This window comes from Klebsiella sp. LTGPAF-6F (assembly GCF_001753185.1).
GTDB lineage: Bacteria > Pseudomonadota > Gammaproteobacteria > Enterobacterales > Enterobacteriaceae > Klebsiella > Klebsiella michiganensis.
The window spans coordinates 3,891,764-3,904,244 of record NZ_CP017450.1 but is presented as its reverse complement, the minus strand read 5'-3'; the positions used below and the strand labels follow the sequence as shown (position 1 = coordinate 3,904,244).

The following is a 12,481-nucleotide window of genomic DNA, read 5'->3' as shown; positions in this document are numbered from 1 at the left end:
GATGTTTAACGATCGCATATAAGCTTATTTTGCTGATTTTAAATGTTTTTATTTCCGCGCCTCATTAATTGATAGTAGTCCTAATGATTTTGTTGAAATTGTGTTTTAAAAATAATGATTAATAATTCTATTTTGTGGTAGCCTGCGAGTGAGAAAATGATGAGGTTAATTTAAAAAGATGCTGCTTTTGTAAACACATTATTGCTAACAGGCTATCTGAAGGAGTCGGAAATGAAAAAAGTTGCGGTGCTGCTGGCACCGGGTTTTGAGGAAGGTGAAGCGATTGTGGTGATTGACATTCTTCGTCGCTTACACCTCGATGTCGAACTGCTCTCCTGCGCTGATTCGCGCGCGGTGGTGAGCTATCACGATATCCCCATGGTGGCGGACAGCACGCTAACAGAGCGCGCCGGGATACTGTACGACGCGGTGGTTCTGCCCGGCGGCCCGCAGGGAAGCGTCAATCTTGCCGCCAGCCGGGACGTCGTGGCGTTTATTTCGGCCCACGATACCGCGGGAAAGCTGATCTGTCCGATCTGTTCGGCGGCAGCGAGAGTGCTCGGTGGCAACGGGCTGCTCAAGGGGCGACGCTACGTCTGTTCGGGAGAGTTATGGCAGCACGTTACGGACGGAGAGTACGTGGACCAGGCGGTAGTGGAGGACGGTAATTTGATTAGCGGTAAAGGCCTGGGACACGTTTTTGACTTTTCGTTTACCGTAGCCGCCCGTTTATTGGGGGATGAGGCGCCCGTTCGCAATCATGCGGAGCACATTTATTGTCGCTGGTAATCTCTACAGGGATAACTCTGCTGATGATATAGAGAATATTGCTACGGCATGCGCTAATTGTCTGACAATTAGCGCTTTTTTTATGTCATTTTTCGCTGTTTATATGCACGCAATTACTGTAATTCCGCGATGTGATTGGGCTCTCGTATGGAGAAATAATTTCCGGTTAATACTATTTAAACAACGGCACTCAGCGTTGAGATTTTTCTAATGCCTTGTTTTTCGTCCGATTAAAAATTTAAGACTTATTATTCCCTACATAAAAGCGAATTAAAGCTGGAGTTTACCATGCACAAATTTACTAAAGCGCTGGCGGCAATCGGTCTTGCCGCGGTTATGTCACAATCAGCTATGGCTGAGACGCTTAAGCTGGGTTTTCTGGTGAAACAGCCTGAAGAGCCATGGTTTCAAACCGAGTGGAAATTTGCCGATAAGGCCGGTAAAGATTTAGGTTTCGATGTCATTAAAATTGCTGTGCCCGACGGCGAGAAAACCCTGAACGCGATAGATAGCCTGGCGGCCAGCGGAGCCAAAGGCTTCGTCATTTGCACCCCGGATCCGAAGCTCGGGGCGGCCATTGTCGCCAAAGCGCGCGGCTATGATATGAAAGTGATTACCGTTGATGACCAGTTCGTCAACGCCAAAGGCAAACCGATGGACAGTGTACCGCTGGTGATGATGGCGGCCAGCGAAATCGGCGCGCGCCAGGGGCAGGAGCTCTATAAAGAGATGCAGAAACGCGGTTGGGACGTGAAGGATACCGCGGTTATGGCCATTACTTCCGACGAGCTGGATACCGCCCGCCGCCGCACTACCGGCTCAATGGACGCTCTGAAAGCCGCCGGTTTCCCGGAGCAACAAATCTATCGCGTGCCAACCAAATCTAACGACATCCCCGGCGCGTTTGACGCCGGTAACTCCATGCTGGTTCAACATCCTAATGTTAAGCACTGGCTGATCGTCGGCATGAACGACAACACCGTGCTGGGCGGCGTGCGCGCCACCGAAGGCCAGGGCTTTAAAGCGCCTGACGTTATCGGGATCGGTATCAACGGCGTCGATGCGGTGAACGAACTTTCTAAAGCGCAGGCCACCGGTTTCTATGGCTCTTTACTGCCAAGCCCGGATATTCACGGCTATAAAACCAGCGAAATGCTTTACAACTGGGTGACAAAAGACGTTGAACCGCCGAAATTCACCGCGGTAACCGACGTGGTGCTGATTACCCGCGACAACTTTAAAGAAGAGCTGGCGAAAAAAGGGCTGTAAGGCCAGTTGACCGGGCCTCTTGCCTTGCGCGAGAGGCTCTGTACAGAAAAGCGGAGTCGTTATGCAACAGTCTACCCCTTATCTCTCATTCCACGGCATCACCATGACATTCCCGGGCGTTAAAGCGCTGTCCGATATTAGCTTTGGCTGCTATGCCGGACAGGTGCACGCCCTGATGGGAGAAAACGGCGCCGGGAAATCCACGCTGCTGAAAATTCTCAGCGGCAACTACATACCGACCGCCGGCAGCCTGCAAATCCGCGGCCAGCAGATGACGTTTACCCACACCACCGAGGCGCTGAACGCCGGGGTGGCCATTATCTATCAGGAGCTGCATCTGATCCCGGAAATGACCGTGGCGGAAAATATCTACCTCGGGCAGCTGCCGCATAAAGGCGGGATTGTGAACCGGTCGCTGCTGAATTATGAAGCCGGCCTGCAGCTGAAGCATCTGGGGCTGGATATCGATCCGGAAACGCCGCTCAAGTATCTCTCTATCGGCCAGTGGCAGATGGTGGAGATCGCCAAGGCGCTGGCGCGTAACGCAAAAATTATCGCCTTTGATGAGCCGACCAGCTCCCTGTCTGCGCGGGAAATCGAAAACCTGTTTCGGGTTATCCGCGAGCTGCGCCAGGAAGGACGGGTCATTATTTACGTTTCCCACCGCATGGAAGAGATCTTCGCGTTAAGCGACGCGATTACGGTGTTCAAAGATGGTCGCTACGTGCGTACCTTCGACAATATGCAAGAGGTTAACCACGACGCGTTGGTACAGGCGATGGTGGGGCGCGAGCTGGGCGATATCTACGGCTGGCAGCCGCGTGAATATGGCAAAGAGCGTTTGCGTCTTGAACAGGTGAAGGCGCCAGGCGTGCGGCAGCCCGTTAGCCTTTCGGTGCGCAGCGGAGAAATCGTCGGCCTGTTTGGGCTGGTTGGCGCCGGGCGCAGCGAGCTCATGAAAGGCTTATTCGGCGGCAGCAGAATAACCGGCGGCCAGGTTTATATCGACGGGGAGGCCATTGATATTCGCAAGCCGGCTCAGGCGATTCAGGCCGGGATGATGCTCTGCCCGGAAGACCGCAAAGCGGAGGGGATTATTCCGGTCCACTCGGTGCGCGACAACATCAATATCAGCGCTCGCCGCAAGCATATTCTCGCCGGCTGCGTTATCAACAATGCCTGGGAAGCGCAGAACGCCGACCAGCATATCAAATCGCTGAATATCAAAACGCCCGGCGCCGAGCAGCTGATTATGAACCTCTCCGGCGGCAATCAGCAGAAGGCGATCCTCGGCCGCTGGCTGTCGGAAGAGATGAAAGTCATCCTGCTTGACGAGCCAACGCGCGGTATTGACGTGGGCGCTAAACATGAAATCTACAACGTTATCTACGCATTAGCGGCATCGGGCGTCGCGGTGGTCTTTGCCTCCAGCGATTTACCGGAAGTTCTCGGCGTCGCCGATCGCATTGTTGTGATGCGCGAGGGGGAGATCGCCGGAGAGCTGCTGCATGAACATGCGAATGAACAGCAGGCATTGAGCCTTGCCATGCCAAAAGTGAGCCAGGCGGTCGCCTGAGTAAGGAGTCTATGATGTCATCAGTTACCACTTCAGGTACTACCCGGTCGGCTTTTAGCTTCTCCCGCATTTGGGATCAGTTCGGCATGCTGGTTGTTTTCGCGGTGCTGTTTATTGGCTGCGTGATTTTTGTGCCTAATTTTGCCTCGTTTATTAATATGAAAGGCCTGGGGCTGGCTATTTCTATGTCCGGAATGGTGGCCTGCGGAATGCTGTTTTGCCTGGCATCGGGGGATTTCGATCTGTCGGTCGCCTCGGTTATCGCCTGTGCCGGTGTGACCACGGCGGTGGTGATTAACCTGACGGAGAGCATGTGGGTGGGGATCGGCGCCGGTCTGCTGCTCGGCGCGCTGAGCGGCCTGGTCAATGGTTTTGTGATTGCCCGCCTGAAGATTAACGCCCTGATCACCACCCTGGCCACCATGCAGATCGTCCGCGGTCTGGCCTATATCATCTCTGACGGTAAAGCGGTTGGGATTGAAGACGAGCGTTTCTTTACCCTCGGCTACGCCAACTGGTTTGGCCTGCCAGCGCCTATCTGGCTGACCATTGCCTGCCTGATTGTCTTCGGCCTGTTGTTGAATAAAACCACCTTTGGCCGCAATACCCTGGCGATTGGCGGTAACGAAGAAGCGGCGCGTCTGGCGGGCGTGCCGGTAGTGCGGACCAAGATCATCATTTTCGTCCTTTCCGGCCTGGTTTCCGCGGCGGCAGGCATTATCCTGGCTTCACGAATGACCAGCGGACAGCCGATGACCTCAATTGGCTATGAGCTGATTGTCATCTCGGCCTGCGTACTGGGGGGCGTATCGTTGAAAGGCGGGATCGGTAAGATCTCCTACGTGGTGGCCGGGATCCTGATCCTGGGAACGGTAGAGAATGCGATGAACCTGCTCAATATCTCGCCATTCTCGCAGTATGTCGTACGCGGCGTGATTTTACTGGCGGCGGTGATCTTCGACCGCTACAAACAGAAAGCGAAACGAGCCGTTTGATTCGTCCAACTTTTCAGTTTAATCCTAATCCGTTGCCAGCGCTCGTTGCGCTGGCAATGACTATCAAAAATGGCGAGGCTGGTCACACTGTCTATACTTACATGGCTACAATTATTTAACACCCAGCATGTTGCTGGCCATGATAAGGAGGAAACAGGGTGGCTGACCAGATTTATGTACCGCCTGCGTTAACCGGAAACTGCGCTTTTTTCTTTGACCTCGACGGTACCCTTGCCGGTATCAAACCCCATCCCGATCAGGTGGTCATTCCTGCCGATGTTTTGCAGTCGCTGCGCCAGCTCGTGCAGCAGCACAACGGCGCGGTGGCATTGATTTCAGGGCGCTCAATGGTTGAGCTGGATGAGCTTACCCGTCCTTACCGGCTGCCGCTTGCCGGTGTCCACGGGGCTGAACGCCGTGATATCAATGGTAAAACGCATATTGTCTCTTTACCGGATTCTCTCCAGAAGGCGCTCTCTGCGGAACTGACCGCGGCGCTGGATGACTTGCCGGGATGCGAACTGGAAAGTAAGGGGATGGCCTTTGCTCTGCACTACCGACAGGCGCCGGAGCATCAGCACGCAGTGCTGGCGCTGGCGCAGGCCGTCGTGCAGCGCCATCCCATTCTGGCATTACAGCCGGGTAAGTGCGTGGTGGAGATCAAACCGCGCGGAGTGAATAAAGGTGAAGCGATAGCCGCTTTTATGCAGGAAGCTCCATTCAGCGGGCGCAGGCCGGTGTTTGTCGGTGATGACTTAACCGATGAAGCGGGTTTTAGCGTCGTCAATCAACTGAGTGGCGTATCGGTCAAAGTGGGCGGCGGTGAGACCCAGGCGCACTGGCGCCTGCCGGATGTCGCCGCTGTTCATCTTTGGATTAGTAACATCGCGAATCATGGGCAACAACCAGATGCGCTAACCGACAGGAGAGATGGCTATGAGTCGCTTAGTCGTAGTATCTAATCGTATTGCCCCGCCGGATGACAAAAAGGCCAGCGCCGGTGGCCTTGCCGTGGGGATTATGGGGGCATTAAAAGCAGCCGGAGGACTGTGGTTCGGCTGGAGTGGGGAAATCGGTGACGACCAGCAGCCGTTAAAAAAAGTGAAGCAGGGGAATATCACCTGGGCTTCCTTTAACCTTAGCGAGCAGGATCACGACGAATATTACAACCGCTTTTCCAATGCCGTTTTATGGCCCGCATTCCACTATCGTCTCGATCTGGTCGATTTTCAGCGTGAAGCCTGGGAAGGCTATCAGCGCGTCAACGCAACGCTGGCGGATAAACTGCTGCCGCTGATCGAACCTGACGATATCGTCTGGATCCACGATTACCACCTGCTGCCGCTGGCCAGCGAACTGCGCCAGCGCGGGGTCAATAATCGCATCGGCTTCTTTTTACATATTCCGTTCCCGACGCCGGAAGTCTTTAACGCGCTCCCGCCGCACGCGGAGCTGCTTGAACAGCTGTGCGATTACGATTTACTGGGTTTCCAGACCGAGAGCGATCGCCTGGCGTTTCTCGATTGCGTATCGATGCAGACTCGCCTGACGACGCGCGACGGCAAAAAGCATGTGGCCTGGGGGAAACCTTTCCACACCGAAGTCTATCCGATCGGTATCGATCCGGAAGAGATTGCGCGGAGCGCAAAAGGGCCGCTGCCGCCGAAGCTGGCGCAGCTGAAGAGCGAACTGAAAAGCGTGCAGAATATCTTTTCCGTTGAGCGGCTGGACTATTCCAAGGGGCTGCCGGAGCGTTTTCTGGCCTACGAGGCGCTGCTGGAGAACTATCCGCAGCATCACGGCAAGATTCGCTATACCCAGATTGCGCCGACGTCGCGCGGCGATGTTCAGGCCTACCAGGATATTCGTCATCAGCTTGAAACCGCGGCCGGCCGCATTAATGGCCGATATGGCCAGCTGGGCTGGACGCCGCTTTATTACCTGAATCAGCACTTTGAACGCAAGCTGCTGATGAAAATCTTCCGCTACTCGGACGTCGGTCTGGTTACGCCGCTGCGCGATGGGATGAATCTGGTAGCGAAAGAGTATGTGGCCGCGCAGGACCCGCAAAATCCGGGCGTGCTGGTGCTGTCGCAGTTTGCCGGCGCGGCGAACGAGCTGCCGACGGCCTTAATCGTCAATCCTTACGATCGCGACGAGGTCGCGGCTGCGCTGGACCAGGCGTTAACCATGCCGCTGGCCGAGCGTATTGCCCGCCATTCGGCCATGCTGGCGGTGATTAAAGATAACGATATTCATCGCTGGCAGGAGCGGTTTATTGCCGATCTAAAGGAGATTGAGCCAGGAAGTGAGGAGAGCCACTTAGCGCGCAAGGTCGCGACCTTCCCCAAGCTCGCCTGAGACGATCGCGGTTAGCGCTTTCGGCGCTAACCTTTTTCCAGACACACCAGCAGCACGTCAACGCCGCTGCTGCCCACGATATCTTTCGCCGAACAGGTGGCGCGAGAGAACAGGCTCTGGTTGTGGTTGCCGCAAATCACCAGGTCAACGCGATGCCGCTGGCAAAAATCCTTCACATGGTGGGCAATCCCGCCGCTGGCTATAGTCATTTTCTCTATCGGGTAGTCGGCGTGGCGGGCGAGCTCGGCCAGAAAGCCGCGCGTCTCCTCCTGCATCACTTCGCGTAAATTTTCCATCATTGGCGCCGCAAACTGGTTATACAGCTCCGGGTCCGTTGCCAGGGTAATCAGGCTGACCTTCGCATTGACCGGACGGGCGATGGAGACGGCTTTCTGAATGAGGACCCGGCTTTCCGGGGTTGGCGCCACGGCGACCAGCAGATGTGAGTAGGGCATCAAGCCTCCTTGAGATACGCGAAACAACCCTTTTCTATTGTCTTTACTCCCATTCCTTAGCTTTCGCAAGGTTTATCCGCAGCGAAATAACGCGCCCAGATTTCACTCCGCCGTGCGCCATTTTGGTGGTCGCCTCGCAACTTTTGGTCCGATCTTTTGTATTAAAAGAAACGCTGTTTTATAAATCAGTGAGGCGCGTTCATCGACTCTTTGTGTTTTTGCCATTGAACGCTTTTGGCTGGCAAAAATGAAAAGGTAACGCCGTTCCCATGTTCTTAATGTAGCCATGTATCAACCCCCTTTTGGCTGAATGGGCCAAAACGCGGTTCGGAGTTCTCTAAAAAAAGACACAGGATTTACGGCGATGAAAACACGTAAAATCGGTTTGGTTAACTACCTTGCCTATGGATCGGGCGATTTCCTTGGTGCGGGAACGACCGCACTCACAGCAGCATGGCTGCTCTACTTCTACACCACCTTTTGCGGCCTTTCCCCTATCGAGGCGACGCTTATTTTTGCCACCGCCAGGGTTCTGGATGCGGTAATCAGTCCGCTGATGGGCTTTCTGACGGATAACTTTGGCTCAACCTGGCTGGGGAAACGTTTTGGCAGGCGTAAGTTCTTCATCCTGCTCGGCATCCCCTGCGTGTTTAGCTACTCCATCATGTGGGTAGGGGATATGGGGTTCTGGTACTACCTGCTGACCTATCTTCTTTTTGATATTGTCTACACCATGATTCTGGTGCCGTATGAAACGCTGGTACCGGAAATGACCGATGATTTTAAACAGAAAACCAAATTCTCCGGCGCGCGTATTTCTATGGCGCAGATGTCGGCGATTCTGGCTTCCTTCCTGCCGGGCGTTCTGCTGACTATCTTTGGTAAGGACAACGCCGTTTCTTTCTTCTATGCCAGCCTGGTGTTCTCGGTGCTGTGCGCCATGATGCTGACCTTCGTCTGGTTCTTTACCTGGGAACGCCCGCGTGAAGAGTGGACGGAGGCCGCGCTGCGCGCCGAAGAGGAGAAACAGAACCTGAGCCTGTCGCAGAGTCTTAACCGCCTGTTCATTGAGTTAAGTTCGACCCTGCGCATTAAAATTTTCCGTCAGCATCTGGGTATGTATCTGGGGGGCTATATCGCCCAGGACGTCTTCAATGCGGTCTTTACCTACTATGTGGTGTTTGTCCTGATGCAGGAAGCCTCAATGGCTTCTAACCTGCTCGGAACCATGGCGATCTTCCAGTTTATTGCGGTTATCGCCATGATCCCGCTGTGTATTCGCTTCGGGCCGGCGCCATCGTATCGCATGGTGGTGGTGCTGTTCGGCCTGAGTTCGCTCTCTTACGCGGTGCTGTACTACGCTGGCCTCAGCGATGTCTATTCGCTGCTGCTGCTGATATCCGCGGTGGCGGGCCTGGGCCGCGGCGGCATCAACTACGTTCCGTGGAACACCTACACCTATATTGCCGACGTGGACGAAGTGATCACCGGCCAGCGCCGCGAAGGCATCTTTGCCGGGATCATGACTCTGACGCGTAAAGCTTCCCAGGCCGGAGCGGTGATGCTGGTGGGGATCATCATGCAGATGTCGGGCTTTGTCTCCGGACAGAAAACGCAGCCCTATGAAGTGAGCCATACCATTCTGCTGATCCTCAGCGTGGGCACCTTACTGGTGCTGGCCTGCGGTTTCCTCGTTTCCCTGCGCTTTAAGCTTAATCTGCAAACCCACAGCGTCCTGCGCGCGGAAACGCTGAAAATGCGTGAATCCGGTCGCGCTCAGCCAGAACTGGCCAGCGCCGGGGATCGTGAGGTGGTGGAGATGCTGGCCGGGATGCCGTACGACGCCCTGTGGGGAAACAACAATATTGGTTATCTGAATCGGAATAAACCCGCCGCGCCAGCGCTGAAGCCGCGTTCAGCCATGAATTCGACATATAACAGAGGTTAAGGATATGAAAGTTTGGCCTGTCAAACATAGCCCACTACTGCGCCAGCCGGAGCGTTTTATCGCCCGCAATGAACTGCAGGCGCTGATTCAGAAGGTGACGCATAATCTGGTCAACATTAAGGACGAAAGCGGGCAATTTTTACTGCGGCTGGACGACGGACGCGTTATCGACACTAAAGGATGGAACGGCTGGGAGTGGACTCACGGCGTCGGCCTGTACGGTATTTATCAGTATTACCAGCAGACCGGCGATACGGCGATGCGCGACATTATTGATGGCTGGTTTGCCGACCGCTTTGCCGAAGGCGCGACCACCAAAAACGTCAACACCATGGCGCCGTTTCTCACCCTGGCTTACCGCTACGAAGAGACGGGCAACCCCGCGTATCTGCCCTGGCTCGATAGCTGGGCGGAGTGGGCGATGAACGAAATGCCGCGCACTGAGTCTGGCGGCATGCAGCACATCACCCTGGCGGAAGAGAATCATCAGCAGATGTGGGACGACACGCTGATGATGACGGTTCTGCCGCTGGCGAAAATCGGCAAGCTGCTTAATCGTCCGCAATACGTAGAGGAGGCGGTATATCAGTTTCTGCTGCACGTGCAGAATCTGATGGACCGTGAGACCGGCCTGTGGTTTCACGGCTGGAGCTACGAGGGGCGGCATAATTTCGCCCACGCTCGCTGGGCCCGCGGCAATAGCTGGCTGACTATCGTTATTCCGGATTTCCTGGAGCTGGTGGATTTACCCGAGAACAGCGCGGTACGGCGTTATCTGGTGCAGGTGCTGAATGCGCAGATTGCGGCGCTGGCCCGCTGTCAGGACGATAGCGGCCTGTGGCATACGCTGCTTGACGATCCTGGCTCCTATCTGGAAGCGTCGGCGACCGCCGGTTTTGCTTATGGGATCCTCAAAGCGGTGCGCAAGCGCTACGTGAGCCAGGCGTATGCGGAGGTTGCGGAAAAAGCGATTCGCGGCATCGTGCAGAATATCTCAGCGCAAGGGGAGCTGCTGCAAACGTCGTTCGGTACCGGCATGGGTTCGAATCTGGATTTTTATCGCGACATTCCGCTGACGTCGATGCCGTATGGCCAGGCGATGGCGATCCTGTGCCTGACGGAGTATCTGCGGAAGTATTTCTGAGAAGGGCGGAATTTCCCCGGTGGCGCTTACGCTTACCGGGGCTACAATGATGCTGCAGGTCTGATGAGCGTGGCGCCATCAGGCGCTATAAAACAAACCCGGCTTTCGCCGGGTTTGTTTTTACATCCGTTCTACGGTTTCGATACCCAGGGTATCCAGACCCAGCTTCAGCGTTTTCGCCGTCAGCAGCGCCAGCTTCAGGCGGCTATTGCGCGTCTCTTCGCTTTCGGCGCTCAGGATCGGGCAGTGCTCGTAGAAGCCGGAGAACAGACCCGCCAGATCGTACAGGTAAGAACACATCACGTGCGGCGTGCCTTCACGCGCGACGACCGTCAGGGTTTCTTCAAACTGCAGCAGACGGGCCGCCAGCTGGGCTTCGCGCTCTTCGGTGATGACCACCGGCGCCGCCGCCAGCGCGCTTTCATCGACATCCGCCTTGCGGAACACGGAGAGCACGCGGGTATAGGCATACTGCATATAAGGCGCGGTATTGCCCTCAAAGGCCAGCATGTTGTCCCAGTCAAAGATATAGTCGGTGGTGCGGTTTTTAGACAAGTCGGCATATTTCACCGCGCCGATCCCGACCGCGTTCGCCAGTTTTTCCAGCTCATCGGCGGGCATATCCGGGTTTTTCTCCGCCACCAGACGGCGCGCGCGCTCCAGCGCTTCGTCCAGCAGGTCGGCCAGCTTCACGGTACCGCCGGCGCGGGTTTTAAACGGTTTGCCATCTTTGCCGAGCATCATGCCGAACATGTGGTGCTCCAGCGGGACGGAATCCGGCACGTAGCCGGCTTTACGCACGATGGTCCACGCCTGCATCAGGTGCTGGTGCTGGCGAGAGTCGATGTAGTAAAGCACGCGGTCAGCATGCAAGTTTTCGTAACGGTATTTTGCGCAGGCGATATCGGTGGTGGTGTAGAGATAGCCGCCATCCTTCTTCTGGATGATAACGCCCATCGGTTCGCCTTCCTTGTTTTTGTACTCATCAAGGAACACCACGGTCGCGCCTTCGCTTTCTACCGCCAGACCTTTGGCTTTCAGATCGGCAACGATACCCGGCAGCATCGGGTTATAGAGGCTTTCACCCATCACGTCGTCGCGGGTCAGGGTAACGTTGAGGCGGTTATAGGTTAACTGGTTTTGCGACATGGTGATGTCGACCAGCTTGCGCCACATTTCGCGGAAGTACTCGTCGCCGCCCTGCAGCTTAACGACATAGCTGCGCGCGCGCTCGGCGAAGGCTTCATCTTCATCGTAGTGTTTTTTCGCTTCGCGATAGAAACCTTCGAGGTCGGCCAGCGCCATTTCACCGGCGTTTTCCTGCTGCTGTTTTTCCAGGTACGCGATGAGCATGCCGAACTGGGTGCCCCAGTCGCCCACGTGGTTAGCGCGGATCACTTTATGGCCGAGAAACTCCAGCGTACGCACCGCGGCGTCGCCAATAATGGTGGAACGCAGATGGCCTACGTGCATCTCTTTCGCCACGTTCGGCGCGGAGTAATCGACGACCACCGTCTGCGCCTGCGGCTGAGCCACGCCCAGACGTTCCGATTTCAGCGCGCTGCTGACGTTTTCCGCGAGGAAGGCCGGATCGAGGAAAATATTAATAAAGCCAGGGCCGGCGATCTCTACCTTATTGGCAATTCCGCTCAGATCGAGATGAGACAGTACCTGCTCTGCAAGTTGTCGCGGCGCCATGCCCAGTTTTTTGGCAACGGCCATCACGCCGTTGGCCTGATAGTCGCCGAACTGGACTTTTGCTGACTGGCGGACCTGAGGTTCGCAATCGGCAGACGCGCCTGCCGCGATCAGGGCCTGACTGACTTTTTCTGAGAGAAGAGCCTGAATATTCACCGAAACACCTTACGTTAACACGCCGTCACCCTGATGGGGCGGCGCGGGAATGTGGACAAATTAGGGCAGGAGTATACTGCATTTGCACCC

Annotated in this window: 11 protein-coding genes; 8 read left to right on the top strand and 3 right to left on the bottom strand. The window is 55.5% G+C overall.

Annotated features, from left to right (window positions below; all coding sequences use genetic code 11):
• The first annotated feature begins 231 nt into the window (after positions 1-231).
• The 6 genes from BJF97_RS18210 to otsA all read left to right on the top strand — a co-directional run bounded on the left by BJF97_RS18210 (position 232) and on the right by otsA (position 6,990).
• Positions 232-789 (top strand): DJ-1/PfpI family protein, encoded by a 558-nt coding sequence (locus BJF97_RS18210; protein ID WP_032693589.1) that lies wholly within the window; start codon positions 232-234, stop codon positions 787-789.
• A gap of 288 nt (positions 790-1,077) precedes the next feature.
• Positions 1,078-2,058, top strand: coding sequence for an arabinose ABC transporter substrate-binding protein (locus tag BJF97_RS18205; protein ID WP_004852174.1), 981 nt, complete (start codon positions 1,078-1,080; stop codon positions 2,056-2,058).
• Between the two features lie 61 nt (positions 2,059-2,119).
• Positions 2,120-3,634 (top strand): L-arabinose ABC transporter ATP-binding protein AraG, encoded by a 1,515-nt coding sequence (gene araG / locus BJF97_RS18200; RefSeq protein ID WP_014229863.1) that lies wholly within the window; start codon positions 2,120-2,122, stop codon positions 3,632-3,634.
• Positions 3,635-3,648: 14 nt separating this feature from the next.
• Entirely contained in the window at positions 3,649-4,629 is a 981-nt protein-coding gene (gene araH / locus BJF97_RS18195; protein WP_004852169.1) for an L-arabinose ABC transporter permease AraH, read from the top strand.
• Between the two features lie 158 nt (positions 4,630-4,787).
• Entirely contained in the window at positions 4,788-5,591 is an 804-nt protein-coding gene (gene otsB, locus BJF97_RS18190) for a trehalose-phosphatase (protein ID WP_014229862.1), read from the top strand.
• Positions 5,566-6,990 carry an alpha,alpha-trehalose-phosphate synthase gene (gene otsA, locus BJF97_RS18185; RefSeq protein ID WP_014229861.1) on the top strand — a complete coding sequence of 475 codons (1,425 nt, stop codon included), beginning with the start codon at positions 5,566-5,568 and terminating at the stop codon, positions 6,988-6,990. Before otsB ends, otsA begins: the two co-directional genes overlap by 26 nt.
• A 26-nt stretch (positions 6,991-7,016) precedes the next feature.
• Here otsA and uspC read toward each other — a convergent pair whose 3' ends face one another.
• Positions 7,017-7,445: a universal stress protein UspC gene (gene uspC, locus BJF97_RS18180; protein WP_004852164.1), complete on the bottom strand. Its 429-nt coding sequence runs from the start codon at positions 7,443-7,445 to the stop codon at positions 7,017-7,019.
• Between the two features lie 102 nt (positions 7,446-7,547).
• Entirely contained in the window at positions 7,548-7,733 is a 186-nt protein-coding gene (locus BJF97_RS34760) for a hypothetical protein (protein WP_158413318.1), read from the bottom strand.
• 76 nt (positions 7,734-7,809) lie between these two features.
• Between BJF97_RS34760 and BJF97_RS18175 the strand changes: the two genes are divergently transcribed.
• Both BJF97_RS18175 and bglB read left to right on the top strand, forming a co-directional pair.
• On the top strand, positions 7,810-9,393 hold the full coding sequence (locus BJF97_RS18175) for an MFS transporter (protein WP_009652039.1): 1,584 nt from the start codon (positions 7,810-7,812) through the stop codon (positions 9,391-9,393).
• Between the two features lie 4 nt (positions 9,394-9,397).
• Positions 9,398-10,537: a beta-galactosidase BglB gene (bglB, locus tag BJF97_RS18170; protein ID WP_014838839.1), complete on the top strand. Its 1,140-nt coding sequence runs from the start codon at positions 9,398-9,400 to the stop codon at positions 10,535-10,537.
• A 120-nt stretch (positions 10,538-10,657) separates the two neighbouring features.
• Here bglB and argS read toward each other — a convergent pair whose 3' ends face one another.
• A complete protein-coding gene (argS, locus tag BJF97_RS18165; RefSeq protein ID WP_032693591.1) occupies positions 10,658-12,391 on the bottom strand; it encodes an arginine--tRNA ligase in 1,734 nt (577 codons plus the stop codon).
• Positions 12,392-12,481: the final 90 nt, after the last annotated feature.

What these genes read in the sequence shown, in the direction of transcription:
- BJF97_RS34760 (WP_158413318.1), bottom strand. Translation starts at nt 7,733, where the DNA reads ATGGCTACATTAAGAACATGGGAACGGCGTTACCTTTTCATTTTTGCC.
- araH (WP_004852169.1), top strand. Translation starts at nt 3,649, where the DNA reads ATGTCATCAGTTACCACTTCAGGTACTACCCGGTCGGCTTTTAGCTTC.
- BJF97_RS18175 (WP_009652039.1), top strand. Translation starts at nt 7,810, where the DNA reads ATGAAAACACGTAAAATCGGTTTGGTTAACTACCTTGCCTATGGATCG.
- otsA (WP_014229861.1), top strand. Translation starts at nt 5,566, where the DNA reads ATGAGTCGCTTAGTCGTAGTATCTAATCGTATTGCCCCGCCGGATGAC.
- bglB (WP_014838839.1), top strand. Translation starts at nt 9,398, where the DNA reads ATGAAAGTTTGGCCTGTCAAACATAGCCCACTACTGCGCCAGCCGGAG.
- BJF97_RS18205 (WP_004852174.1), top strand. Translation starts at nt 1,078, where the DNA reads ATGCACAAATTTACTAAAGCGCTGGCGGCAATCGGTCTTGCCGCGGTT.
- uspC (WP_004852164.1), bottom strand. Translation starts at nt 7,445, where the DNA reads ATGCCCTACTCACATCTGCTGGTCGCCGTGGCGCCAACCCCGGAAAGC.
- BJF97_RS18210 (WP_032693589.1), top strand. Translation starts at nt 232, where the DNA reads ATGAAAAAAGTTGCGGTGCTGCTGGCACCGGGTTTTGAGGAAGGTGAA.
- araG (WP_014229863.1), top strand. Translation starts at nt 2,120, where the DNA reads ATGCAACAGTCTACCCCTTATCTCTCATTCCACGGCATCACCATGACA.